Origin of the sequence: Paeniglutamicibacter quisquiliarum, from assembly GCF_019084045.1 — a bacterium.
GTDB classification, from domain to species: Bacteria; Actinomycetota; Actinomycetes; order Actinomycetales; family Micrococcaceae; genus Paeniglutamicibacter; species Paeniglutamicibacter quisquiliarum.
In genome coordinates, this window is record NZ_JAHRED010000013.1 from 76,320 (window position 1) to 99,942 (window position 23,623).

A 23,623-nucleotide genomic window follows, 5' to 3' on the forward strand; every position below is an offset into this window, starting at 1 on the left:
ACAAACTTCCGGGCCGCCTCGGCTTCCCCCGCCACCTTCAACGCGTCTCCTTGGTCAGTGATCGCGATGAAGGTGCGGAGGGTCGCCAGGGCGGCCCGGTATTCTTAACTCCGGGCCGGCCCGCCAATCGCTTTATCCAAGAGTTTGACTATATGCTGGTGTGGCGCGGGTTTGCACCACGCATCGCACCACATCGACGTGGGGCCGAAGAACTTCTAGCCAGGGGGAGCACCATGGCGTGGACAGGCAGGACGCAGCGCCCCTCCGCGACCCCGCGGGGCGGTCCGGGCGGGGTCGCCCCGGCCCCGAGCTGGCAACGGGTCAACTGCCTCGGGATGGGGCTGACTGCAGCGCTCACCGGCGCGACCCTTTTCGTCCTCGCCGGCAACGGCCACGGCGGCCTGCACGAATTCCGGATGATCAACACCCTGCTGCTGGTGGCCTTCAGTTTCGTGGCGCTGGCCGCGGTGTTCAGCGCGCTGGGGGCGAAGTTCCTCGGGCTCACGTCCCGGTGCACCTGCATGCTCGCCGTGGGGCTCGCCTGGTTGTGCTCCGCTCCGATGGCCGCCTGGATCAACATGGGAGGCGCAACGGCCGAGGCCTTCGAGGTGGAGCTGGGCGACTGGGCCTGGGCGCTGCTTCCCGCGCTGGTCTATGCCATTGCCATTCTCGCGTTGCAACTGCGCAACCTCCGTCGCGCCAGGGACGCAGCCTCGACCTGAAGCGCCCGTGGCTCAGCGGCTGGTGAAGCGGGTGCGGTACGAGGTCGGAGTGGTGGAGTAGGCGGCGACGAAGTTCTGGCGGAACGTCACCGCACTGCCGAAGCCGCACGACTCGGCGATGCGGGCAACGCTCCAGTTGGTGGTTTCCAGCAGTTGGCGGGCGTCGTCGAGCCGGCGACCCAGCACCCAGCGCGCCGGGGAAAGCCCGGTGACCTCCTTGAACCTGCGGGTGAAGTTGCGCTTGCTCATGGTCGCGTGGGCCGCCAGGGCCTCGACCTCGAGGTCCTGGTCCAGGTTCGCCAACGCCCATTGGATGGTCCGGCCCAGCGGTCCATCCAGGTCGGGATCCGGCAGCGGGCGGGCAATGTACTGGGCCTGGCCCCCGTCGCGGTGCGGCGCGACGACGATCTGCCGCGCCACGGTGGCCGCGGCCGCCGAGCCCAGGTGGGTGCGCACGATGTGCAGGCAGGCATCCAGGGCCGAAGCGGTGCCGGCCGAGGTGAGCACATCGCCGTGGTCGATATACAGGGCCGAATCATTGAATTCCACTGTATGCGGCTTGGCGGCCACCTCCCGGGCGGCTCCCCAGTGCGTCACCGCCGTGCGGCCGTCCAGCACGCCGCTGCACGCGACCGGGTAGGCGCCGAGGCACAGGCCCGCAATCGCGGCCCCGCGCCCATGGGCGTTGCGGATCAGCCGAAGCAGGTCCCCGGAGGGATCGGGCAGCTCCGAGAGCCAGGACGGGAACACCACGAGGTCGGCATCCTCGGCGGCCCCCGACCCGGAGACGTCGCCAATCAGGTGCCCCTCGGCGCTGCGCACCGGACGCCCCCGCTCGTTGAAGACCAGCGTGTTCCAGTTATCGGCCAGGCCCAGCCGGGCAACCTCGCCGAAGACGAGCAGCGGGGTCGCGAGGTGGAACATGGTCATGCCGTCAAAGGCATGGATGGCAATCTTCATCTTGGCCCGTTTCCATCGAAGACGTGCATGTACGCCACTCACTGTACCCGGGGGCACGATGCCAAGCTGGAGTCACCAACCAACCACCACGAATGGGAGCCCACCATGGCTGAACTGCGCCGCGCACTGGTCATTGTCGACGTGCAAAACGACTACTTTGCCGAGGAGGGGCCTTTGGCGATCCAGTACCCGGACCGCAACGAGTCCCTGGCCAACATCGCCCGGGCGATCGACCTGGCCGACGCGCAGGGCATGCCGGTTGCCGTGGTGCAGCACCAGTACCCGGCCGGTGCTCCGGTGTTTGCCGAGGGCTCCGAGGGCTGGAAGCTGCACCCCGAGATCGCCTCACGCCGCAAGGATTCCTGGAAGCACCTCGTCAAGAGCTACGCCAGCGTCTTCGCCGGCACCGACTTCGAGGCCTGGCTGCGGGCCAACGATGTCGAGGCCATTACCGTGGTCGGCTACATGACCAACAACTGCGACCTGGCCACCGCGGCTGCGGCGGAACCGCTGGGCTTTGGCGTGGAAGTGCTCTCCGACGCCAGCGGCGCCATCCACCTGGCCAACGAGCTCGGCCAGGTCGAGGCACGGCAGTTGCACGAAACCCTGATGGTGCTGCTGCACTCCAACTTTGCCGCCGTCGCCATCACCGACGACTGGGCACGTGCGGTCGAGGGCGGCACCGCACTGCCCCAGGGCGATTTGGGCTCCTCCGCCGTGCAGGGACGCGCGGCCTTCGCACCGGTCAGCTAGCGCGACGGACTGCGGGGTGACGCCACGTCACCCCGCGGCCTCCCTGCGACTGTCCCGGCCCTTTCATGCGATGGTGTTTCGGGAGGAATCCGCCGATCCCTTGGCGGCATTTCGGCATGAATTCAACCGCGGCGCCTCGTGCCCGCCACGATGAAAGGCAAAGAAAACAATGACTGATACAAACATGGACGCACTCCCTGCGGGGGAGAACTTGTGGCTGGTCCAGGTCGACTTCCCCTCGGACGGGCCCTTTGGGGAGGACATGGCCAAAGGCTATGCCGAGCTGGCCCACAGCATCGCACAGGAACCCGGCCTGATCTGGAAGCTGTGGACCGAGAACAGCGAGACGGGTGAGGCCGGGGGAATCTACTTGTTCACCACGGAGGAAGACGCCCGGGCCTATCTGGCGATGCACAGCGCGCGGCTGGCAGGATGGGGGATCACCGGCATCCGCGGGAAGGTCTTCCAGGTGAACCGATCCCTGTCGCAGATCACCCGGGGACTACCTTCGGCCTAGTCGTCCGTTCCGTCCCTTCGCTGCCCGGCCTCGAGCCGGGGCCCCGCGGCGGCTTGCACGGGCCACGTTCGCCCGGGGCGGCGCGCGGTCCAGTAGCTGGAAACGTGGATGCGGCGCTGTTCGATGTCCCAATGCGAGGCCAGTTTGCGGATGTCGCGCACCGCGTCGCGCCCGCCCAGCGCCAGGACCTCCACACGTCCATGCGGGGCCGGGATGTCCCGCAGCGCGTCGGACAGCAGGTTGCTGCTGGCCGCGGGCTCGCCGTTGCGGTGGAGCCAGGTGAGTTCCATGTGCAGCGGAAGGTCGAACTCCTGTTCGTCCTCCGGGCCCTCCACCTCCAGGAAGACCCGCCCCGATGCCGTGCGCGGCAGCCTTTCCAGCGCCGCGGCGATGGCCGGGATCCCGGTGTCGTCTGCCGCGTAGAGGTGCTGCTCGGCCTTCGGGTCGGGACGGAACTTGCCCTTGGGCCTGGAGAGCACCAGCTGGTCGCCGGGCTGCGCTGCCGCGGCCCAGGCGGCGGCAGGCCCGGCGGGCTCGTGGATGAAGAATTCGATGGCCAGTTCCCGGGCCACCGGGTCGTGACGGCGGATCGTGTACGAACGGGAGGCCGGGAAGTCCTCGCGACGCAGCGACTTGCGCAGCGAACGCAAGTCGTAGGGCGGCAGCAGCCCCAGGGAGGGATTCGTGAAGTACAGCTTGACGTACTGGTCGGCCGCGCCATTGGATTCGAAGTCGTCGAAGCCCTCCCCGCCGGCGACGATGCGCACCATGCTGCGGCTGGGCCGTTCCACGCGCAGGACGTCCATGACGACCTGCGATCCGGGCATGCGCCGCGGCGGAGCAGCCACCGCTCCGGCGGCGGGCCCCGCACCGGTCGGCGAACCGAAGTCAGCTGCGGCGTGTCCGGGAGCCGGCGCCAGAGCCATCCGGGAACCGGCCCGGCGCAGTGCCTTGGTCGCGGCCGCGTAGGCGGCCCGGCCTCCGGCCTTCTCCGCGTCGCGAAGCACGGATTCGCGCAATGGCTTGGAGAGCTGTAGCCCTCCATACCTGGCCGCGCGCTTCAGCTTCCTCTTCGCCGCCTTGCGCCCGGCCCGCCGACCGGCCTCCACCGCGGCCTCAAAGACACGGGCATGCTCGGTGGCCAGGGACTCGGCCTCCGGGCAGGGCTTGCGGCGCTTCTTGTGGTGCGACATGTCGTGGCTCCTTCCGGCCGGCGCGTGCGTGGGGCTTCGCCGGTACCTCGAGTCTGGCCCGAATGCGGGGTGGACACAAGCGGGCGCCCGGCCCCGGATGGGGACCGGGCGCGCCCCCCGCCCCCGGCCTCAGCCGCCCAGGGTCCGGAACTTCGCCCGGCGCCTGGCCAGGCGCTCGTCTTCCGGGATCGAGCGGGCATGGGCCAATTCCCGCTCGATGGCCAGGCCCATCCGGGTGCAGAACTCCCGCGGCTCCAGCGCGGCATCCGGCTTCTCGTCCACCACGTGGTCGACGAGTCCGATGCGTGCGAGCGAGGCAACTTCCACGCCCTGCGCTGCCGCCACCTCCGGGGCGAATTCGGCGGTGCGGTGGATGATGGCGCTGGCGCCTTCGGGGGGCAGGGGAGAGAGCCAGGAATGCCGGGCCGCGATGATCCTGTCGGCGGGCAGCAGCGCGAGTGCCCCGCCGCCGGTTCCCTGGCCCAGCAGCACCGACACCGAGGGCGCCTTCAGGCCAATGAGCTCGTTGAGCGAGCGCGCGATTTCCCCGGCGAGTCCGCCCTCCTCCGCTTCCTTGGACAACGCTGCCCCGGCGGTGTCGATGATGGTCAGCAGCGGCAGCTGGAGTTCCGCGGCAAGCTGCATGCCGCGCCGGGCCTCGCGCAGCGAGGCGGGTCCCATGGCAGGGGTGTCGGCGTGCCGCGGGCGCTGGTGGCCCAGCACGACGCAGGACTGCTGCCCGAACCTGGCCAGCGCCAGGCCCAGCCCCGGGTCATTTTCGCCCTGGCCGGTGCCGTTGAGCGGCAGCGCGTCATCGGCCCCGGCCGCCAGCAGCATGCGCAGGTCGGGGCGCCGGGGGTTGCGGCTGATCAGGACGGAGTCCCAGGCGGACGCGTCACCCGGGGTGCCCGAATGCACCTCGGGCGCCACCGCAGTGTCCCGCCCCCGGGCGGGCAGGAGGATCCGCAGGGCGCGGTCGATGATCGCCGGCAACTCCTGCGGGGTCACGACGGCGTCGATGAGCCCCTTGCGGTAGAGGTTCTCCGCCACCTGGACGTTGGGTGGAAACTTCACGCCGTTGAGGGTCTCGAACACCCGCGGTCCCAGGAACCCGAGCAGGGCGCCGGGCTCGGCGACGGTCACGTGCCCGAGGGACCCCCAGGAGGCCATGACCCCGCCGGTGGTGGGGTGGCGCAGGTAGACCAGATAGGGCAGCCCGCTTTCCTTGTGCCGGCGCACCGCATCGGTGATGGCGACCATCCCGAGGAAGGCCAGGGTTCCCTCCTGCATGCGGGTTCCCCCGGAGGCAGGCCCGGCCAGCAGCGGCAATCCCTCGGCGGTGGCGCGCTCGATGGCCGAGGTGATGCGCTTGGTCGCGGCCTGGCCGATGGAGCCGGCCAGGAACCTGAATTCCGAGACGATGACCGCCACCTTGCGGCCGCGGATCAGGCCCTCGCCGGTGAGCACCGATTCGTCCACGCCGCTCTTGGCCTCGGCGGCGGCGAGGTCCGCGGCGTATTCGGCGCCGAGGGGCGGGGGCCTGACCGGGATGTCCCACGAGGTGAACGATCCGGGGTCAAGCACCGTGTCGAGGAGTTCGGCCGCCGTCATGCGCTTTTCCTTCACGTCCGTGGCGTTCACCGCGCCACCTGCGCTTCCCCGTCCAACCAGGTCAGGATGGACTGGGCATCGGCGTCCAGCAACGGCGGCGCGGTGTGGCTCCTCCGGGTGGTCTCGGCCTCGGTGGCCGGGTCGAAGAAGCGCAGCGGCGGGCCGGGCAGGGTGATCTTGCCCAGCACCGGGTGTTCGACATCCACCAGCAGGCCCTGCGCGGCGACCTGGTCCCACGCGTAGACCTCGTCCAGCGTGCGGACCTTGCCGGCGGGGATGCCGGCGGCATCCAGTTTCGCCAACAGGTCCGCCGGCTCGTGGCTGGCGAAGGCCGCCTCGATCTCGGCCAGCAGCAGCGCGTGGTTTTTGACGCGGTCGGCATTCGTGGCGAATTCCGCGCGCGTGCCGTCGATCCCAAAGGCCGCGGCGAAGGTGAGCCACAGCTTCTGGCTGCCCACGCTGATCTGGACCTTGCCGTTGCTGCAACCAAACAGCCCGTAGGGGGCGATGGACGGGTGGTGGTTGCCCTGGGCCCGGGGAACCTGGCCCGCCACGGTGGCCCGGGTTCCCTGGAAGGCGTGGACCCCGACGATGGCCGCCAGCAGGGAGGTGCGGACCACCTGCCCCTTCCCGGTCTTTTCGCGTTCCAGCAGGGCCGCGAGGGCGCCGTATGCCCCGTACATTCCCGAGAGCAGGTCGGCGATGGGAACGCCCACGCGCTGCGGGTCGTCGGGGCCGGACCCTGTCAGGGACATCAGGCCTGCCTCGCCCTGCAGGATCTGGTCGTATCCGCTGCGGTGCGATTCGGGGCCGTCGTGGCCGAATCCGGTGATGGAGAGGATGACCAGCCGGGGGTTGAGTGAGTGCAGGGCGTCTATGCCGAATCCCAGGCGTTCCAGGACGCCGGTGCGGAAGTTCTCCATCAGCACGTCGGAGCGCTCGATGAGCCGGGACAGCGTGTCCCTGCCATCCGTGCTCTTGAGGTCAAGGGCGATGGATTCCTTGTTGCGGTTGCAGGAGAGGAAGTAGGTGGCCTGCGGGTCCTCCTCGGGTCCCACGAACGGGGGACCCCAGCTACGGGTGTCGTCCCCGGTCCCGGGCGTCTCGACCTTGATGACGCGGGCGCCGAGGTCTCCCATCATCATGCCCGCATGCGGGCCGGCCAGGGCGCGGGTCAGGTCCAGCACGGTGTAGCCGCTCAGCGGTCCGGTGCTTGTGGAGGGAACGGTTGGCAGCGTCTTGTACGCGGTGGTGCTCACGAAGACTCCTTGTAACTGGTGGCGAAGGGGGAGAAGGGAAGGGCGGTTAGAGCCAGCCGGGCACGACCAGGGTGAGCCAGGCCAGCAGCGGTCCGACCGCGACGACGATGCCGCCGTAGCCAAGGATCTGCTTGTAGAAGCGGTCCTTGTCGGTGCCCTCGGGGGCGTTGGCCAGCACAAGTGCGCCGTTGGTGGAGAACGGCGAGACATCCACGATGGTGGAGGCGATCGCCAGGGCGCAGACCACGCCCACGGCGCTGACGGAACCGGAATCGAGGAACGGGACCGCCAGGGGAATGAGTGCCGCAAGGATCGCGGTGGACGAGGCGAAGGCCGAGACCACCGCGCCGATGTAGCAGATCATGAGCGCCGCAAGCAGCGGCATGCCCATGTTCGCGACGCCGTCGGAGACGTACTCGATGGTTCCGGCTTCCTCGAGGACCCCGACAAAGGTGAGCATTCCGCAGATCAGCAGCACGGTGGACCAGCTGATCTTGTTGACAGCTCCCTTTTGTGCCTTGGGATTCACCAGCGCCAGGATCACGGCAATGGTGATGGACACGAAGCCGACATCGACCTTGAAGCCCAGGGCGATGACCGCCAGCGCGACGAGTCCCAGGATCGTCATGACCTGGGGGAAGCGTTCCTGGGACGGCTTGGTGGCGGAGGCTCCGTCGCCGGCCGGGTCGCGGGGGCCGTAGGTGCCGCTGCCCGAACCCTTGAAGTCCACGTCCGCGGTGCGGGCCCCGACCGAGACCTGCAAGCGGGCCTCGGCGACGCGTTCGGCCAGCTGCCCGGCCCTGGAGCCTGCGAGCTTCCTGCCGCCCAGGACGATGAAGAGCACCAGTGCAATGAGGAGGTTGAAGATGAAGCTGGAGAGGAAGAGCGCGGTGGGGCTGAAGGCAAAGCCGGTTTCGGCGATGAGCCCGTTGACGATGACTCCGTAGACGGCAATCGGTGAGAACCCGCCGGCCTGCGCGCCGTGGACGATGAGCATGCCCATCATCAACGGATTGATCTTGTACTTGGCGGCGAAGCTGAGGCCGATGGGGGCCATGATGGCCACGGCCGCCGGGCCCAGGGCGCCCACCGAGGTGATGGCGGCGGTGATGATGAACATGACCCACGGGATCAGGGCGATGCGGTTGTCGACAAGTTTCACCGCCCTGTTGATCAGCAGGTCGATGGTCCCGTTGTTCTGGGCTATGGCAAAGAGATAGGTGACTCCCACCAGGGTGAGGAACAAGCCTCCGGGGAAGCTGGCCAGGATTTCCTTGGAGTCCATTCCCAGGAAGACCGCGCCCAGGAGGAACGCGCCAACAAATGCCAGTGCCCCCATGTTGATCGGGAGCACCGTGGCAATCAAGAACATCACCGCCAAGACGATGATGGAAATAACGGCGGGGGACATATGCGCTTCCTTTGTTCAAGGCCAATGGTGTGAGTCGAGTCACGATGACACTGGACTAGCCTCCTAGACAGTAGGTGTCTTTGTCAATGGGAGTCCGGTGTAGATTGGAGCTATTACATGAATGCTGGGAGGTCTATCGTGGCTCGGGAAAAGCCTGCATCGCTGGGCAAGGTTGCGCGTCCGCGGCTCTATGAGCAATTGATGAAGCAGATTCTCGGCTACGTCGAGTCCGAGCAATTGGGCCCCGGCGACCACCTGCCGGCGGAGCGGGATCTGGCCGAGCAACTGGGAGTCTCGCGCGCCACGCTCGCCCAGGCGCTGGTGGCGCTGGAGGTCCTGGGTGTCATTGACGTGCAGCACGGGACCGGGGCGGTGCTGGTCTACCGGCCGAGTATCGCGACCGTCCTGCGCGACCTGCGGGAACACCAAAACAGGCTTCCCGAGATCGTGGAGGCGCGCAGCACCCTGGAGGTGAAGCTTGCCGCCCTGGCCGCCGAGCGGCGCACCGACGAGGACCTCGACCGCATCGACGAGGCCCTGAAGGTCATGGCGCGGGAGATTGCGGAGGGCGGCCGCGGCGAGCGCGGCGACGAGCTCTTCCACGAGGCGGTCACCGCCGCCGCGCATTCGCGCGTGCTGGCCCAGCTCATGACCTTCATTGCCGAAATGGTGCTCGAGACCAGGTTGGAGTCGCTCGGGCAGCCCGGCCGGCCGGAGCGCTCGCTTGAATCGCACCAGGTCATCGCCCGGGCGATCAAGGACGGCGATGCGGCGGCCGCGGCCGCCGCCATGCAGGCACACATCGACCTGGTGTCCGACGTCGCGCTGCTGAAGTAGCGGCCCCGACGGCCCGCGGCCGCTGGTTAGTCCTCGAGCAGGACATGGGTCATCGTTTGGATGAATGCCGCGGCCAATGCCGATTGCCGGCGCCTGGGCATGGTGAGGATCTGTGCCCGGCGCTCGCCGAGTGCCGGGTGGTCCACGGGGATGAAGCACAGCCCGTCGGTGAGTCCCTCCCGTCGGGCAAAATGGCTCAGCAGCGTTGCCCCGACGCCGGAGCGGGCGAACTCCATGGCCGGATTGATGTGGTCGGTGACCATCGCGATCCGCGGGACCAGTCCCTCCATCTGGGCGGCAATGTCGAACAGTTCCCGCTGGCTGATGCCCTTGGCGGGAAGCGAGAGCGGGTATTGGCAGAGCTCGGCCAGCGAGACCTTGGCGTGCGCGGCCAGGGGATGGCCCGCGGCGACCACCGCGTAGGCCGGTGCCGGGCAGGAGAATTCCACGGTGACGTCGCGCTGCGGGCCCAGGGCGAAGATCATGGCCACGTCTGCACTGCCATCGACGATGCGGCGCGTTGCCTCCGGTGACGGAAGCACCGTGAGCTGGATCGACACGTCCTGGTGTTCGCGGCAGAATGCGGCGATGGCCGACGGCACCCGATAGGCGGCCAGGCCCTCCGAGCTGACGATTTCCAGCGTCCGCTGCTTCCCCGAGGCCTGTTCGCGCAATTCGCCCAGCAGTTCCTCGGCCTCCGCCTCGCTGCGGCGGGTGTGGGCAAGCAGGAGCACGCCTGCATCGGTCAGCTGCATTCCGCGCGGGTGGCGGCGGAACAGCGCGACCCCGGTGGAGTGCTCAAGCTGGGTGATTTGCCGGCTGATGGCCGAGGCCGAGACGTGCTGCGCTTCGGCCGCATCGGTGATTGAGCCGGTGCGGGCCACCTCATGGAAGTAGACCAGGGACGTGGGCAGCATCTGCACGATTCGATTCTCATTTCATCCGGTTTGACTTCAAGTCAACGGGGTTGCGAAAAATGCTACTGGTGGATGACCGCTGCAGCTCTTAGTGTGATTCACGATACAACAACCCAAAGGATGTGCGGCCATGAACAATCGCAAGGAACTCTTGAAGAAGGCGGCGTCTTTTGTCGATGGCGGCGGATTCTTCTCGGAGCTGGCGGCCTTGGTCCGGCATCGCACCGTCAGCACGAACTCGGCCAACAGCCTTGAACTGAATTCATACCTCGCCGACAAGATTGCTCCCAGGCTCCAACAGTTGGGCTTTGATACCCGGATCCACCCGGAGTGGAACGGCGGGGCCAACAGCTTCCTTGTCGGACGCCGGATCGAGGACCCGGATCTTCCGACCATGCTCTGCTACGGCCACGCCGACGTGGTCGACGGACACGAAGGCCAATGGGACGAAGGCAGGGATCCATTCACCCTCAGTGCCGCCGGCGAACGCTGGTACGGGCGCGGCTCGGCGGACAACAAGGGCCAGCACCTGGTCAACCTCAAGGCCCTGGAATTCCTGCTGGAGGCGCACGGGAGCCTCGGGTTCAACGCCGTGTTCCTCTTCGAATCCGGAGAGGAAATCGGTTCCCCGGACCTGGCGGAGTTCGCCGATGCCCACCGCGAGGAGCTTGCCGCCGATGTCTTCATCGCCTCGGACGGACCCCGGCTCTCGGCCGAGGCCCCGACCATTTTCCTCGGGGCCCGCGGCGGGGTCACCTTCGAACTCACCGCCGACCTGCGCGAGGAGAGCTACCACTCCGGGAACTGGGGCGGACTGATCCGCAATCCCGCCACCACCCTGGCCGCCGCCATTGGCGTGCTGGTCGACGGACACGGCAGGATCAGGCTCCCCGCATTGCTTCCTTCCGCCCTGCCCGCCGCGGTCCGCAGCGCACTGGATGGCATCCAGGTTGCCACGGGTCCGAACGACCCGAGCGTGGATGCGGGCTGGGGGGACCCGGGCTTGACCCCGGCCGAACGCGTCTACGGGTGGAACACCCTCGAGGTGTTGGCCATGGGCGCGGCGGATCCGCAAAACCCCGTCAACGCCATCCCCGGCACCGCGCGTGCCATTCTGCAGCTGCGTTTCGTCGTGGGCACCGACGTGCAGGACCTCGAGGGCCAGGTGCAGCGCGAGCTCGACGAACACGGCTTCCCAACGGTCAGGGCCAAGGTGCTGACCAGTTTCCCGGCAAGCAGGATCGAACCCGATGACCCGTGGGTTTCCTGGGCCGCCGAATCCCTGCGTGAAAGCACCGGCCTGCCGACGACCATCCTGCCCAACATCGGCGGTTCGCTGCCCAACGCCGTCTTCGAATCGATCCTTGGCCTGCCAACCCTCTGGATCCCGCATTCGTACCCCGGCTGCCTCCAGCACGCCCCGAACGAACACATGCTCGAACCGATCGCCCGCCAGGGACTGCAGCTCATGTGCGGTCTCTTCCACGACCTGGGGGTCCGCGGCAACAGCCCGTTCACGCCCCGGGTCCTCACCGCCAACGCCTGACACCGCCTCCCGAGGGGAATTCCCATGAACCGCAGTCAGAACCAGATCGCAGCAGTCCCGCAAACGGCGGGCGCCCCGGCGCCCCGCAAGCAGTCCATGGCCCGCGGCATCGCCGCCGCCACGATCGGCAATGCCCTCGAGTGGTACGACATGTCGATCTACGCCCTGTTGGCGATCTACATCGGCCACAACTTCTTCCCCTCGGACAACCCCGCGGTCGAGGTGATCCAGGCCTTCGCGGTCTTCGGGGTCTCCTACCTGATCCGCCCGCTGGGCGGATTGATTCTCGGTTCGTACGCTGATCGCCACGGCATGAAAAAGGGCCTGATGCTCACCATCCGGTTGATGGTGCTGGGAACCGCCGTGATCGCCTTCATGCCCGGCTATGACGCCATCGGCATCCTCGCGCCGATCGGCCTGATCCTGGGCCGGCTCATCCAGGGCTTCTCGGCCGGCGGCGAGTTCGGGGCTGCCACCTCGTACCTCATTGCGCAGGGCGAGGGAAGACGTGGATTCCTGGGCAGCTTCCAATTTGCCAGCCAGGGCCTGGGAGCATTGATGGCCGCCATCACCGTGGTCATCCTGACCTCGGTGTTCAGCGAGGCCGAGATGAACGCCTGGGCCTGGCGGATCCCCTTCATCATTGGCCTGCTGGTGGGACCGGCCGGCTGGATGATCCGCCGCTACGTGGACGAGGCGCCGCTGGCCGAGGTGGCGCCGGAGGAAAAGCACACCCCGGTGCGCGATGTCTTCGTCTCGCAGAAGGCCGGCGTCCTCATGGCCGGCGGCGCCCTGGCGATCTCCACCGCGCTGAACTTCGTCATCCAGTACATGCCGACCTTCGGCATCAAGCAGCTGGGGATCAGCCCGTCGATTTCCTTCACCTCGCTGATCCTCACCGGCGTCATCCTGACCTTCCTCACCCCGCTGGTCGGGCACCTTTCCGACAGGTTCGGGCGGATCCGGATCATGGTTCCGGCGGCGATCGCGATCGCGGTGCTGACCATTCCGCTGTTCATGTGGCTCATTGCGGGCCGCACGTTCCTGGTGCTGGCACTGGTCATGGTGGTTCTGGGCCTGTTGAAGTCCGTCTACTTCGGCGCCCTGCCCTCGGTCATGGCCGATGTCTTCCCGGCCAAGACCCGCGCGACCGGCCTGTCGTTCAGCTACAACACCGCGGTGGCGGTGTTCGGTGGATTCACGCCGATGATCTGCGCCTACCTGATCGAGGCCACGGGACAGGCGATGGCACCGAGCTACTACCTGGCGGTGCTGGCCGGCGTCAGCATCGTTGCCCTTGCCTCCGCCGTGAAGTTCCGCGGGGTTCGCTGACACGGCGTTGCCTCGGCACGCGTGGCAGGGTCCCCGGGAGGGGGCCCTGCCACGCGTTAGGCGCGGCAACCGCGGATACCTTGGGGGAGGGTAGGCGCTTCCCCGGGGGCGCCCTAGCCGTTGCGCAGCCGCTCGAGAACCAGGGCAAGGGCTGGCCAGGCGCTGCGTCCCCGCCGGGTCCGGGCGAAGGCGCGCAGCTGCAGGTCCGGGTGGTGCAGCGGCAGGATACCGATCCCTTCCCGCTGCGGGCGGTCGGCCGGAAGCAGGCCCACGCCCAGGCCCGCGAGGATCAGGTCCTCGACCAGGTCAAGGCTGTCGGACTGGTGGCGCAGGGCCGGCTCGAACCCGGCCATCGAGGAGATGAGCCGCAGCACGGTTTCGTCGGCGATGTTGCGGGAGTTCCCGATCCAGTCGCGATCCCGGAAGGCGGAGAAGACCGCCGCGGCGTCAGGCATCCGGCCACCGGCTGCGAACCGTTGCGCCTCGTCGCTCGGCACGCCCAGCCCCCAGGGGGTGCTCCACAGCGGCAGGGTTTCGACATCAGCGCCAACCTCGTCCGGGGCGAGGTTGTAGTCGTAGGTCAGGGCCAGGTCGAGGTCGTCGGTGGCCAGCAGCTTCAGCGCCTCCGCGGGCTCGTGCTCGAGCACCACGATGCGCACCCGGGGGTGCTGCTCGGCCAGTTCCTCGATGACCGGCATCAGCGTCCTGCGGATCGCGGTGGCGAATCCGGCCACGCGCAGCGTTCCAGAGGGTTCGGCCCCGGAGTCCAGGTCGAGCCGGGCGGCGTCGACGGCGGCGAGGATGGTTTGCGCGTGCTCGGCCAGTCGGCGTCCGGCCGGGGTGAGGCGCACTCCGCGTCCGTCGGGCTCCAGCAGCCGGGCCCCGGTCTCCCGCGACAGCTGTGCGATCTGCTGGGAGACGGTCGAGGTCGTGGTGCCCAGGATGTCGGCCACCCCGCGCATCGATCCCATGCGGGAGAGCTCGTACAGGTATTGCAGGCGCCGGGTTTCCATGACAACCATTGTGCAGTAATAACGAACGATATGTTGATGATTCTCGCGTGGACATGGACAGCCCGTCTCGGATCTACTTGAAACCATGAGTTCCACACCCGCACCCGCCGCCACGTCCGCCTCCGTCGGCTCCCTGATGGCGTTTGCCGCGATGGGCTGCGTCCAGCTGGGCCTCGCCGCGTCGATCGGCCTCGCCGGAACGCTGGGGTCCGAGGGCGTCGCCTGGCTGCGGCTGGCCTGGGCCGCCGTCATCCTGGTGGCCATTGCCCGCCCGTGGCGCATGCGGTTCACCCGGGCCACGCTGGGGGTCTGCGCCCTGCTGGGCCTGGCCACCGCGGGCATGACGCTGGCATTCATGAAGGCGGTGGAGACGATCCCCTTGGGCACCGCGAGCGCGCTGGAATTCATGGGCCCGCTGGCCGTGGCCATCGTCCAGGGCCGGGGAGCCGGCCGCTGGTGGGCGCTGGTCGCGGCCGCCGGCGTGCTCGGGCTGACCGAACCGTGGCACGGTGCGGCGGACCTGGCCGGGGTGCTTTTCGCCCTGGCCGGTGCCGGCTGCTGGGCCCTCTACGTCCTGCTCACCCAGCGTGCCGGGGACGCCGTCGACGGGATCGGCGCGCTGGCCATTTCGATGCCCGTCGCGGCACTGGCCGCCACGCTGGTGGTGGGGCCGGAGGTGATCGGGCGGATGGACGTGCAGGTGTTGGCGATCGGGCTGGCGCTCGCGCTGCTGCTGCCGGTGATCCCGTTCAGTCTCGAGCTGCTGGCCCTGCGCAGGTTGACCACCGCGGCGTTCGGGACATTGATGTGCCTGGAGCCGGCCATTGCCATGGTTGTCGGGCTAATCTTCCTGCACCAGGTCCCGCGCCCGGCGGCGATCGCGGGCATCGTGCTGGTCATCGTTGCCGGAATAGGCGCCACGCGCACCGGCAGGCGCGACCCGGTGAAGCCCGTGCCGACGATTGGCCATGCGCCCCCGGCGGTCGCCGCCGCGCAATCGCCCCGGTAGCCGTCAGCCGGTCGGGTTTGCCGGGTCGGTGCCGTGGAGGGCCGCGGTGAGCAGTTCCGTCAGGTTTTCCGCGGTGACGGTCCTCGGGTTGTTGGCCGGGACGACCGGAAGAATGAGCGAAACCGCCTCGGGGATGTCAGCCGCGTCGAATCCGTGGTCCTTCAACGCACGCGGCGCATTTAGCCGGGTGCGCAAGGCATTGAGTCCCTCGAGTGCCGTGGAGCTGCCCAAGGCCGCTGCAATGCGGGACTCGGCCTCGGGCGCGGCCGGTGCATTGAACGCCAGGACGTAGAGCAGCACCGTGGCGTGGGTCTGGGCGTGTGGCATGTTCCAGGTTCCTCCCAGCACGTGGCAGATCTTGTGGTGCAGGCCCGAACCCGCCGAAGCGAAGGCCACCGCCGAGAGGTAGGCGCCGTAGAGTGCCTGCTCGCGGCCCTCGATTCCCGCCGGGTTATCGGTGATCGCGGGCAGCCCGGCGGCCAGGGCGCGGATTCCCTCGGTGGCGAGTGCCGCATTGATCGGGTCGGCGCGCGGCCCCCACAGCGAATCGATGCAGTGCGCCATGGCGTTCAGCCCCGAGGCGACCGAGAGCCCCGCGGGCAGCGAGAGACTGAGCTGCGCATCGTAGATGACGGTGGCGGGCAGCACCCGGGCGTCGACACCGGTCTTCTTGCGGCCGTCCTCGGTCAGGCCCCAGACGTTGGTGGCCTCGGAGCCGGCATAGGTGGTGGGGATGGCGATGACGGGCAATCCGGTGTCCAGGGCGATGGCCTTGGCAAGTCCAACGGCCGACCCGCCGCCGAGGCACACCAGCAGGTCGGCGCGGTGCTCCCGGGCGGCGGCGCGGGCACGTGCCGCGCTGGCGATCGGCACGTGCTGGACGATGTCGGAATAGTGCAGGGCAACCGGGAGTCGGGCCGAAAGGCCTGCAGCCGTGTCGGCGTCGCGTCGCCCGGCGATCATCATGACCCGCGAGGCACCAAACCCCGCCACCTCCGCGGCCAGGTGTTCGGCGGCCTTGCCGGTGCCGAAGAGCACGCGCTGGGGCAGGGTGTCGTGGCTGAAGAGCATTCCCATGGAGGCATTCCTTGGTTCGGGATCCCGTGCGGGGGACCGGTGGCGCTGACTGAAACGCTACCCGATACGCATGTGGTCCCCGGCCCCGGAAGATCTTCATTTCGGGACCAGGGACCACATGGGTGGGGAGGAGGCTAGAGGCTCGAGTCGTTCAGCTTGGCCAGCAGGTCGGTAAAGCGGCGGACCTCGCCCGGTTCCCATTCCGCGAGCCGGTCGTGCAGGACCCGGCGGGCATTGGCCAGCGTTGCGTCGAAGCGCGCCAGGGCCTCGGTGGTCATGGCAACCAGCAGGGCACGGCCGTCGTTCGGGTCGATGCTCCTCTCCACCAGGCCCAGGGCCTCGAGCTGCTTGATGGTCCGGCTCATCATCGCCTTGTCCGCCTCCGTCTCCTCGGCCAGGGCGCCCTGCTGCCGGGGGCCGGAGCGGGAGAGGATCGTGAGGACCTTGAAACCCAGCGGATGCAGTTCCGGGTGGATGGCCGCGGCACGGGAGCGGATGCTGTTGCGGGCGTTGACGAACATCGTCGCGAATTGGTGCTCGACCTCGTCGATCAGTGAAGTCATGACGGGGTCGCCGGCCGGTGCGGATTCCGCGACGGCGAGGGGATCGGCCAGGGTGTTCATGTCAGTGGCGGGCCGAGGTGTCTTCGCCGGCCGGTCGCGGGGTCGCCGCGATGGCGGCCTCGCTGACCTCGGCCAGGTTCCGCTCCGCGGCCTCGGCTTCCTCGCGCTGGTGGCGGGTCTGGCTGCCCAGCTCCAGGTTGGGCATGAAGGCCACCGCGAGGATGGTCAGGATGCTCAGCGGGGCAGCCACCATGAAGACGTGGGCCACGGCGTCGCCGTAGGAGGACTCGATGATGGTGCGGACCGACTCGGGCAGGGAGTGGACGGCAGGGATGTTCCCGGAGGCCAGTGACGCGGCCAGGTCCTTGCCCTTCTCGCCCAGGGCCGCGATCGCGGCGCCCAGTTCGGCGCTCTTGGCGCCCATCAAGTCCGCGACCTTGGTGGCCATCAGGGCCCCGAGGACCGAGACGCCGATGGTGCCGCCCAGGGAGCGGAAGAACGCGATGCCGGAGGAGGCAACGCCGATCTCGGCCGGGGTGACGGCGTTCTGCACGATCAGCACGAGGTTCTGCATGACCATGCCCAGGCCCGCGCCGAGGAGGAACATGTAGGCGGAAACCAAGACGAAGTTGGTGTCGTAGTGGATGGTGCCCAGCAGGTAGAGGCCCGCCAGCTGCAGCACCGAGCCGATGACCATGATGGCCTTCCACTTGCCGTGCTTGGAGATCATCGCGCCGGCAATGGTGGAGATGACCAGCAGGCCGGCCATCATCGGGATGGTCATCAGCCCGGATTGGGTGGCGTTGGCGCCGCGGGCGAGCTGCATGTACTGGGCCAGGAAGACCGAGGTGCCGAACATCGACACGCCCACGGAGATCGAGGCGATGACCGAGAGGGTGAAGGTGCAGTTCCTGAACATGCTCAGCGGGATGATCGGCTCGGAGGCCTTGAACTCCACGATCACGAAGGCGGCCAGGGCGACGACGGCGCCGCCGACCATCCAGGCGGAGGTGGCCGAGGCCCAGTCGAAGTCCTTGCCGGCCAGGGAGACCCAGATCAGCAGCGACGAGACGCCGGCGGAAAGCAGCACGATGCCCGCGTAGTCGATGGAGACCTTGCGCTTGGCCTGGAGAGGGAGGTGAAGCGTCTTCTGGATCAGGAAGATCGCGATGGCCGCAAAGGGCAGGGCGATGAAGAAGTTCCAGCGCCAGTTGATGGCGTCGGTGATGAAGCCGCCGATCAGCGGGCCGCCCACGGTGCCCAGCGCCATGACGGCACCGAAGAGGCCCATGTACTTGCCGCGTTCGCGCGGGGAGATGATGTCGGCCATGACGATCTGGGTCAGCGCGGTCAGGCCGCCGGCGCCCAGGCCCTGGAACACGCGCATGGTGATGAGCATGTTGGTGTCCTGCGAGAAGCCGGCGATGGCCGAGGCGATCACGAAGACCAGCAGGGAGAGCTGCAGCAGCAGCTTGCGGTTGGCCAGGTCCGCCAGCTTGCCCCAGATCGGGGTCGAGATCGTGGTGGCCAGCAGGGTCGCGGTGACGACCCAGGTGTAGGAGGTCTGGTCGCCGGCCAGGTCCGAAACGATGACCGGAAGAGAGGTGGAGACCACGGTTCCGGCGAGGATCGAAACGAACATGCCCATGAGTAGGCCGGTCAGTGATTGCATCACCTGGCGGTGGGTCATGCCCGATTCGGACTTCTCCGGTTCCGCCTTCGTGGGGGTGGGTGTCTGGGACAAAAGGGGCTCCAAAAACAGCAGGAATATGGTTGATTGATATCAACTATATTGAATTGGTTGCCAAAGAGCAACCAATTTAGCTGTGATCTGAAGCTCGCTCGAAGTGCCCGTCCGGCTCGTCGAAACGCACGAGGGGCCGGGACATGGCCATGTCCCGGCCCCTCAAACCCGCTGTCGCGGGGCTCTGCCTAGTTGCCGAACGCCGGGGGGGCGACGTCGTGCGGCTCCTTGGGTTCGGGCTCCGGCACCCGGTCCTTGGGTTCGGCCGGAACGGTGACGATGATCGCGGCGATGGCGATGACCACCATCAGCACGTTGAACAGCAGGCCGATGGCACCGCCGAAGCGCAACGCCACGTTGTCCTGCCGGCCGATGAACAGGCCCCAGGACTGGATGAGTTCCGGATTGACAGCCTGCCCCGCGACGTAAAGAGCCGCGGAAATCGCGACGCCGATCGCGTTGCCCAGCGAGGAAGCCATCTTGTAGATGCCGGAGGCGGCACCCACCTGCGCGTCGGGGACATTGGAAAGGGCCGCGTCGGTGGACGGGGTGGCATAGAAACCAAGGCCCACCCCGAAGAGGGTGAATCCGATGACGGAAAGCACGATGTACTGGTCGATGTACAGGAACGTCATCGAGCACATCAGGATGCCGACGCCTGTGATCATCGAGCCCCACAGCATCGGCTTTTTCGGCCCGAAGCGCTGCAGCAGCTTTTCGCCCACCCGGATCGTGGCCAGGATTGCGATGAGGTAGCCCAGGGTGAGCAGGCCCGACTGCAGGGAGCTCATTCCGGCGGCGATCTGCACCAGTCCCAGGGACACGATCAGCGTGCCTGCCGCACCGTTGAGCAGGAAGTTGGACAGCGTGGCTCCGGTGAAGGTGCCATTGGAGAACAGCTTCAGGTTCACGAACGCGCCCGCGCGGTGCGTCTCGATGTACAGGAAGACCAGACCGGAGACCGCGGCCAGGGCGATCAGACCCAGTCCGCCCAGGCTCAGCCAGCCCAGCGCCGGACCCTGCGAGATGTAGATGTTGATCGAGACCAGCAGCACGATGAAGGCCGCCAGCCCGCCCCAGTCAAAGCCCTGCTCGGCCGCGGCCGGATCGCGCTCGGCCCTGGACTCGGGGGTGCCGCGCAGCAGCCACAGGGCCAGGATCGAGAGGACCACGGAGATCCAGAAGATCGAGCGCCAGCCCAGTGCGCTGGTGGCCATCAGCCCGCCGAAGAGCGAACAGAATCCGGACCCGCCCCAGGAGCCGATCGACCAGAAGGACAGGGCGCGCTGCCGGGCCTTGCCCTCATAGAAGGTCTTTACCAAGGCCATCGAGGAGGGCATGATGCAGGCCGCGGACAGGCCCTGGACCACCCGCCCGCCCAGCAGCATGGTGCTGGTGATTCCGCCCAGGTTTTCCGGGGTCAGGGCGATCAGCAGCGATCCGGCGATGGACAGCCAGATGCCTGCGTAGAGGATCTTGACGCGGCCGAGCCGGTCGGCCAGGCCGCCGGCCACGACGATGAAGATTCCCGAGAACAGCGAGGTGACCGACACGGCCAGGTTCGCCAGGGTTTCCTCGACGCCGAGCTGGCCGCGGATGCCGGGGATGACGTTGAGCAGCGTCTGGGCAAAAAGCCAGAAGTTGATGACGGCCAGGACGATGCCCAGCAGCCACTTGTCGGTTGGCTTCCAGGTGGTGGCGGCGGGTGCGTTTGCTGTGGTTCCCATGGCCTAGCCTTCCTTGCTTTGTTGGTTTTTGCCCAGGTAGGCAAGGGCTGCGAGCACCTGGGTGCGTGTGGCGGTTTCCAGCGTGGGGTCGATGGCGGGGGCAAAGAAGGGGGAGTGGTTCGCCGGGATGTCAGCGGACACGCTCCCGTTCTCGACGGCCTTGCGATACGCCTCGGCCGGGACGTATCCGACGGTCCAGTAGGCATAGGGGACGCCGAACGCGTCGGGGATGGTGCTGAAGTCCTCCGAGGCGGTGGCCGGGGTGGCCTGGTAGACCTGCCCGTCGGGGAAGTGCCCGGTGAAGGCCGTTGTCACGCGCTCGTTCACCTCCGCGTCGTTCTCGGTTAGCGGGAACTGGTCGTAGTACTCGAACTCGGGTTCCTTGGGCGAGCCGGCGGCGGCGCATTCGCCGCGCACGATCCGCTCGATGGAGGCCATGATGTGCTTGCGCAGCGCGAGGTCGTAGGTGCGGATGTTCAGGCGCAGCTCGGCCTTGGCCGGAATGATGTTGGCCGCTGTCCCCGCGTTGGAGGATCCGACGGTCACCACCGCGAACTGCCCGGGCATGGTTTCGCGCGACACGATGGTCTGCAGCTTCAGCACGATCGAGGCGGCCAGCACCACGGGGTCCACCGCGTTGTGCGGCATCGAACCGTGGGCACCGCGGCCGTGGACGGTGATTTTCAGGCTGTCGCCGGCGGAGAGGATCGGCCCGGCGGTGGTGCCGACGAGTCCGGCCTCCACCGGCATGACGTGCTGGGCCAGTGCCACGTCCGGGCGCGGCACCTTGTCCACCAGGCCGTCGGCAACCATCGCCTTCGCGCCGGCGGCGGTTTCCTCGGCGGGCTGGAAGAGGGCGATGTGCGTGCCTGACCAGGCCTCGCGGTGGTCGGCCAGCACCTTTGCGGCGCCCAGCAGCGTGGCCATGTGCATGTCGTGGCCGCAGGCGTGCATGACGCCGTCCACGGTGGAGGAGTATTCCAGTCCCGTGTCCTCCGTGACCGGAAGTGCGTCGGTGTCGGCCCGGGCCAAGACCACGGGACCCTCGCCGTTGGCCAGCACCCCGACCACCCCGGTCCCGCCGATGCGCTGCACGTCGTAGCCCAGGGCCGCGAGCTCGGTCTCGAGGCGTGCGGCGGTCTGGTGCTCCTGAAGGCCGAGCTCCGGGTTGCGGTGGAAGTGCTTGTATAGCTCTCGCTGCCATTCAAGCTGGCCGTCCAGGGAGTCAAAAAGTGCGGGGTCAACCACGGGGATCGCCTTTCCGCTTCGGCCGCGCACGGGCACTGCGGGATGCCGATACCCTGGCTGCGGATCCAGTTAAACAACGTATCGCCGCAGGTCATCCGGTGTCCATGTCATGACGCGGAATTCATGCACAGTTCGGTGCCCGGTGCGCAAGTGGTTGCCGGGCGCCGAGGTTGTCCCGGCCCGGAAGCGGCGCCGCTCGAGGGGGCGGGGGCACAGGCCGTCCCGCCGCGACGGCCCTCGGCCGGGGCATCCCTGTGCGCCCGGAAAAACGGGGCCGTGGCCGCAATTGCAAGTGGGACGGCAATGAAATCCACGGGTTGACCGGGGCGTTTGGGGCAGCCCCGGCGACGAGCGGGAATGGGCCATGTGGGGGTGCCCGATCGGCGTCTTGACAGCACTTTGTGAGGAGTGACATAGTTCAACACATGAACCTGTCAGACAGCCGGACGGCCGGACCGCAGCCCGTCGTCCGGGTCAGCGCGGCCGAGGCCGTATTCACGGCCATCCGCGATGCCATCGAGTCCGGGGAGCTGCCCGTGGGGCACAAGCTGAGCTCCGAGTCGGTGCTCGCCGGAAAATTCGCCGTCAGCCGTTCGGTCGTTCGCGAGGCACTGCGCTCCTGCGCCGCCCTTGGCCTCACCGAGACGCACACCGGCAAGGGAACCTTTGTCATCGCGGGCAAGGCCAGCGACGACCTGGTGCTGGGCAAGTTCTCCGCGCGCAGCCTCATGGAAGCGCGCCCGCACATCGAGATCCCCGCGGCGGAACTCGCCGCCACCCGCGCCACCCCCGACCAGCTCGAGGAGCTGCGCGGCATCATCGAGGCCATGGAGGACGAGGACGACGCCGAGCGCTGGGTGGCCCTCGACGCAAGCTTCCATGCCACGATCGCCGCGGCCAGCGGCAACGGGGTCTTTGAGCGGGTTGTGGGCGACATCCGCGAGGCCATGGTCAACCAGTCAGAGACCATCAACCTCATCACCGGACGCCAGCACCCCTCGCGCGCCGAACACCGCGAGATCCTCGCCGCCATCGAGGCGCGCGACGGCGCCGCGGCGGGCAAGGCCATGGCCGGTCACCTAGCCGCGGTCGACGAAGCACTGACCACGATCCTTGGAGCGGAAACCGCATGAGCACTCCCACCTTCCCGGCCCACGCCCCGCTGGCCGTGCAAACCCGCGGCGAGCTGGTGGAAAGCGTCCACTACGGATCGCTGGTAGCCCTGGACGCAGCCGGCCGGACCGTGCTGACGCGCGGCGAGCCGACGGCCCCGATCTATCCGCGCTCGGCCCTGAAGCCGCTGATGGCCGTGGCCATGGTGCGCGCCGGACTGCAGCTCTCCGCCGAGCAGCTGGCACTGGCCTCCGCCAGCCATTCGGGCTCCGCCGACCACCGCGACCTGGCCGCGAAGATCCTCGCCGACGCCGGGCTGGAACCCGGCGCGCTGCGCAACTCCACCGACCTGCCCTACGGAGTGGCCGAGCGCCGGGAATGGATCGAGGCGGGCAACGGTCCCACCCACTTGGCGCAGAACTGCTCGGGCAAGCACGCCGCGATGCTGGCCACCTGCCTGCTCAACGGCTGGGACACCGAGACCTACCTGCGGCACGACCACCCGCTGCCCACCCTCATCCGCGAGGTCGTCGCCGAGCTCACTGGAGAACCGACCACCGTGGTGAGCACCGACGGCTGCGGCACGGAGGTCTTCGCCCTCTCCCTGGCTTCCATGGCCCGGGCCTTCGGGACACTCGTGACCGCACCCGCTGGCACCGCCGAGCACCAGGTCGCGAACGCCATGCGCACCCACCCGGAGATGGTTGCCGGCCTCGGACGCGACGTCACCGCGCTGATGGAAACCTTCCCCGGGGTGCTGGCCAAGGACGGGTTCGAGGGCATCCAGCTCATCGCCCTGCCCGACGGCTCGGCCGTGGCGCTGAAGATCTCCGACGGAGGCGACCGGGCCCGGATGCCCGCCGCCGTCCCCGCGTTGCTGGCCCTGGGACTGGATCCGGCCAAGCTGGCCGCATTCGACAACCTGCCCGTGCTCGGCGGCGGAAATCCCGTCGGCACGCTGGCCGGGCTGCCCTTCCCCTAGCGCCCCGTCCACCCGCTTCACGCAAGCCCGCGGTTGCTGGCGCGCGCCCAAAAACTCCCACCCCCTGCACATCCGCCTCACCGCCACCC

Annotated in this window: 21 protein-coding genes; 9 read left to right on the forward strand and 12 right to left on the reverse strand. The window is 68.2% G+C overall.

The genetic code is table 11. The features are described 5' to 3' along the window. Positions 1-233: 233 nt before the first annotated feature. On the forward strand, positions 234-722 hold the full coding sequence (locus KRR55_RS18455) for a hypothetical protein (RefSeq protein ID WP_217390779.1): 489 nt from the start codon (positions 234-236) through the stop codon (positions 720-722). A gap of 12 nt (positions 723-734) precedes the next feature. Here the strand turns inward: KRR55_RS18455 and KRR55_RS18460 are convergent, their stop codons facing one another. Beyond that, positions 735-1,682 carry a GlxA family transcriptional regulator gene (locus tag KRR55_RS18460; protein WP_217390780.1) on the reverse strand — a complete coding sequence of 316 codons (948 nt, stop codon included), beginning with the start codon at positions 1,680-1,682 and terminating at the stop codon, positions 735-737. A gap of 105 nt (positions 1,683-1,787) precedes the next feature. Between KRR55_RS18460 and KRR55_RS18465 the strand changes: the two genes are divergently transcribed. After that, positions 1,788-2,435 carry an isochorismatase family protein gene (locus tag KRR55_RS18465; RefSeq protein WP_217390781.1) on the forward strand — a complete coding sequence of 216 codons (648 nt, stop codon included), beginning with the start codon at positions 1,788-1,790 and terminating at the stop codon, positions 2,433-2,435. Between the two features lie 169 nt (positions 2,436-2,604). After that, the gene (locus tag KRR55_RS18470; protein ID WP_254456391.1) at positions 2,605-2,952 is read left to right on the forward strand and encodes a monooxygenase; all 348 of its coding nucleotides are present in this window, start codon (positions 2,605-2,607) and stop codon (positions 2,950-2,952) included. Here the strand turns inward: KRR55_RS18470 and KRR55_RS18475 are convergent. The 4 genes from KRR55_RS18475 to KRR55_RS18490 form a co-directional block, all read right to left on the reverse strand. After that, positions 2,949-4,145, reverse strand: coding sequence for a siderophore-interacting protein (locus tag KRR55_RS18475; RefSeq protein WP_217390782.1), 1,197 nt, complete (start codon positions 4,143-4,145; stop codon positions 2,949-2,951). The genes KRR55_RS18470 and KRR55_RS18475 overlap by 4 nt on opposite strands. 129 nt (positions 4,146-4,274) lie before the next feature. Further along, a complete protein-coding gene (locus KRR55_RS18480) occupies positions 4,275-5,756 on the reverse strand; it encodes a carboxyl transferase domain-containing protein (RefSeq protein ID WP_217390799.1) in 1,482 nt (493 codons plus the stop codon). A gap of 26 nt (positions 5,757-5,782) precedes the next feature. Further along, entirely contained in the window at positions 5,783-7,015 is a 1,233-nt protein-coding gene (locus KRR55_RS18485; RefSeq protein ID WP_336245166.1) for a CaiB/BaiF CoA transferase family protein, read from the reverse strand. Positions 7,016-7,061: 46 nt separating this feature from the next. Continuing rightward, positions 7,062-8,426 carry an SLC13 family permease gene (locus KRR55_RS18490; protein ID WP_217390783.1) on the reverse strand — a complete coding sequence of 455 codons (1,365 nt, stop codon included), beginning with the start codon at positions 8,424-8,426 and terminating at the stop codon, positions 7,062-7,064. Positions 8,427-8,543: 117 nt separating this feature from the next. On the opposite strand from KRR55_RS18490, the gene KRR55_RS18495 reads away from it, so the two are divergent. After that, positions 8,544-9,263 carry a FadR/GntR family transcriptional regulator gene (locus tag KRR55_RS18495; protein ID WP_217390784.1) on the forward strand — a complete coding sequence of 240 codons (720 nt, stop codon included), beginning with the start codon at positions 8,544-8,546 and terminating at the stop codon, positions 9,261-9,263. Positions 9,264-9,289: 26 nt separating this feature from the next. Here the strand turns inward: KRR55_RS18495 and KRR55_RS18500 are convergent, their stop codons facing one another. Next, positions 9,290-10,180, reverse strand: coding sequence for a LysR family transcriptional regulator (locus KRR55_RS18500; RefSeq protein ID WP_254456399.1), 891 nt, complete (start codon positions 10,178-10,180; stop codon positions 9,290-9,292). Between the two features lie 130 nt (positions 10,181-10,310). Between KRR55_RS18500 and KRR55_RS18505 the strand changes: the two genes are divergently transcribed. Both KRR55_RS18505 and KRR55_RS18510 read left to right on the forward strand, forming a co-directional pair. Further along, positions 10,311-11,726 (forward strand): M20 family metallopeptidase, encoded by a 1,416-nt coding sequence (locus KRR55_RS18505; RefSeq protein ID WP_217390786.1) that lies wholly within the window; start codon positions 10,311-10,313, stop codon positions 11,724-11,726. A 24-nt stretch (positions 11,727-11,750) separates the two neighbouring features. Then, on the forward strand, positions 11,751-13,058 hold the full coding sequence (locus tag KRR55_RS18510; RefSeq protein ID WP_217390787.1) for an MFS transporter: 1,308 nt from the start codon (positions 11,751-11,753) through the stop codon (positions 13,056-13,058). 113 nt (positions 13,059-13,171) lie between these two features. Here the strand turns inward: KRR55_RS18510 and KRR55_RS18515 are convergent, their stop codons facing one another. Next, entirely contained in the window at positions 13,172-14,071 is a 900-nt protein-coding gene (locus KRR55_RS18515) for a LysR family transcriptional regulator (RefSeq protein ID WP_254456392.1), read from the reverse strand. Positions 14,072-14,156: 85 nt separating this feature from the next. Here KRR55_RS18515 and KRR55_RS18520 point away from each other — a divergent pair, with 85 nt between their 5' ends. Beyond that, positions 14,157-15,080, forward strand: a complete 924-nt coding sequence (locus tag KRR55_RS18520; protein WP_254456393.1) for an EamA family transporter — start codon at positions 14,157-14,159, stop codon at positions 15,078-15,080. A 3-nt stretch (positions 15,081-15,083) separates the two neighbouring features. Here the strand turns inward: KRR55_RS18520 and KRR55_RS18525 are convergent, their stop codons facing one another. From KRR55_RS18525 to KRR55_RS18545, 5 genes are all read right to left on the reverse strand, one after another. Beyond that, on the reverse strand, positions 15,084-16,157 hold the full coding sequence (locus KRR55_RS18525) for a maleylacetate reductase (protein ID WP_217390789.1): 1,074 nt from the start codon (positions 16,155-16,157) through the stop codon (positions 15,084-15,086). 134 nt (positions 16,158-16,291) lie between these two features. Next, positions 16,292-16,780: a MarR family winged helix-turn-helix transcriptional regulator gene (locus tag KRR55_RS18530; protein ID WP_217390790.1), complete on the reverse strand. Its 489-nt coding sequence runs from the start codon at positions 16,778-16,780 to the stop codon at positions 16,292-16,294. 1 nt (position 16,781) lies between these two features. Next, positions 16,782-18,410, reverse strand: a complete 1,629-nt coding sequence (locus KRR55_RS18535; RefSeq protein WP_217390802.1) for an MDR family MFS transporter — start codon at positions 18,408-18,410, stop codon at positions 16,782-16,784. A 242-nt stretch (positions 18,411-18,652) separates the two neighbouring features. Beyond that, complete coding sequence (locus KRR55_RS18540) at positions 18,653-20,191, reverse strand: MFS transporter (RefSeq protein WP_217390791.1); 1,539 nt, start codon at positions 20,189-20,191, stop codon at positions 18,653-18,655. Positions 20,192-20,194: 3 nt separating this feature from the next. Continuing rightward, positions 20,195-21,439 (reverse strand): amidohydrolase, encoded by a 1,245-nt coding sequence (locus tag KRR55_RS18545; RefSeq protein ID WP_336245168.1) that lies wholly within the window; start codon positions 21,437-21,439, stop codon positions 20,195-20,197. A gap of 425 nt (positions 21,440-21,864) precedes the next feature. Between KRR55_RS18545 and KRR55_RS18550 the strand changes: the two genes are divergently transcribed. After that, on the forward strand, positions 21,865-22,572 hold the full coding sequence (locus KRR55_RS18550; protein WP_217390792.1) for a FadR/GntR family transcriptional regulator: 708 nt from the start codon (positions 21,865-21,867) through the stop codon (positions 22,570-22,572). Next, positions 22,569-23,534, forward strand: a complete 966-nt coding sequence (locus KRR55_RS18555; protein ID WP_217390793.1) for an asparaginase — start codon at positions 22,569-22,571, stop codon at positions 23,532-23,534. The genes KRR55_RS18550 and KRR55_RS18555 overlap by 4 nt, the downstream gene beginning before the upstream one ends. Positions 23,535-23,623: the final 89 nt, after the last annotated feature.

Bases quoted from the DNA above. Each gene is read 5' to 3' on its own strand.
- KRR55_RS18455 (WP_217390779.1), top strand. From the start codon at position 234: ATGGCGTGGACAGGCAGGACGCAGCGCCCCTCCGCGACCCCGCGGGGC.
- KRR55_RS18535 (WP_217390802.1), bottom strand. From the start codon at position 18,410: ATGACCCACCGCCAGGTGATGCAATCACTGACCGGCCTACTCATGGGC.
- KRR55_RS18530 (WP_217390790.1), bottom strand. From the start codon at position 16,780: ATGAACACCCTGGCCGATCCCCTCGCCGTCGCGGAATCCGCACCGGCC.
- KRR55_RS18465 (WP_217390781.1), top strand. From the start codon at position 1,788: ATGGCTGAACTGCGCCGCGCACTGGTCATTGTCGACGTGCAAAACGAC.
- KRR55_RS18510 (WP_217390787.1), top strand. From the start codon at position 11,751: ATGAACCGCAGTCAGAACCAGATCGCAGCAGTCCCGCAAACGGCGGGC.
- KRR55_RS18480 (WP_217390799.1), bottom strand. From the start codon at position 5,756: ATGACGGCGGCCGAACTCCTCGACACGGTGCTTGACCCCGGATCGTTC.
- KRR55_RS18525 (WP_217390789.1), bottom strand. From the start codon at position 16,157: ATGGGAATGCTCTTCAGCCACGACACCCTGCCCCAGCGCGTGCTCTTC.
- KRR55_RS18515 (WP_254456392.1), bottom strand. From the start codon at position 14,071: ATGGAAACCCGGCGCCTGCAATACCTGTACGAGCTCTCCCGCATGGGA.
- KRR55_RS18460 (WP_217390780.1), bottom strand. From the start codon at position 1,682: ATGAAGATTGCCATCCATGCCTTTGACGGCATGACCATGTTCCACCTC.
- KRR55_RS18520 (WP_254456393.1), top strand. From the start codon at position 14,157: ATGAGTTCCACACCCGCACCCGCCGCCACGTCCGCCTCCGTCGGCTCC.
- KRR55_RS18490 (WP_217390783.1), bottom strand. From the start codon at position 8,426: ATGTCCCCCGCCGTTATTTCCATCATCGTCTTGGCGGTGATGTTCTTG.
- KRR55_RS18475 (WP_217390782.1), bottom strand. From the start codon at position 4,145: ATGTCGCACCACAAGAAGCGCCGCAAGCCCTGCCCGGAGGCCGAGTCC.
- KRR55_RS18500 (WP_254456399.1), bottom strand. From the start codon at position 10,180: ATGCTGCCCACGTCCCTGGTCTACTTCCATGAGGTGGCCCGCACCGGC.
- KRR55_RS18470 (WP_254456391.1), top strand. From the start codon at position 2,605: ATGACTGATACAAACATGGACGCACTCCCTGCGGGGGAGAACTTGTGG.
- KRR55_RS18555 (WP_217390793.1), top strand. From the start codon at position 22,569: ATGAGCACTCCCACCTTCCCGGCCCACGCCCCGCTGGCCGTGCAAACC.
- KRR55_RS18495 (WP_217390784.1), top strand. From the start codon at position 8,544: ATGAATGCTGGGAGGTCTATCGTGGCTCGGGAAAAGCCTGCATCGCTG.
- KRR55_RS18505 (WP_217390786.1), top strand. From the start codon at position 10,311: ATGAACAATCGCAAGGAACTCTTGAAGAAGGCGGCGTCTTTTGTCGAT.
- KRR55_RS18550 (WP_217390792.1), top strand. From the start codon at position 21,865: ATGAACCTGTCAGACAGCCGGACGGCCGGACCGCAGCCCGTCGTCCGG.
- KRR55_RS18540 (WP_217390791.1), bottom strand. From the start codon at position 20,191: ATGGGAACCACAGCAAACGCACCCGCCGCCACCACCTGGAAGCCAACC.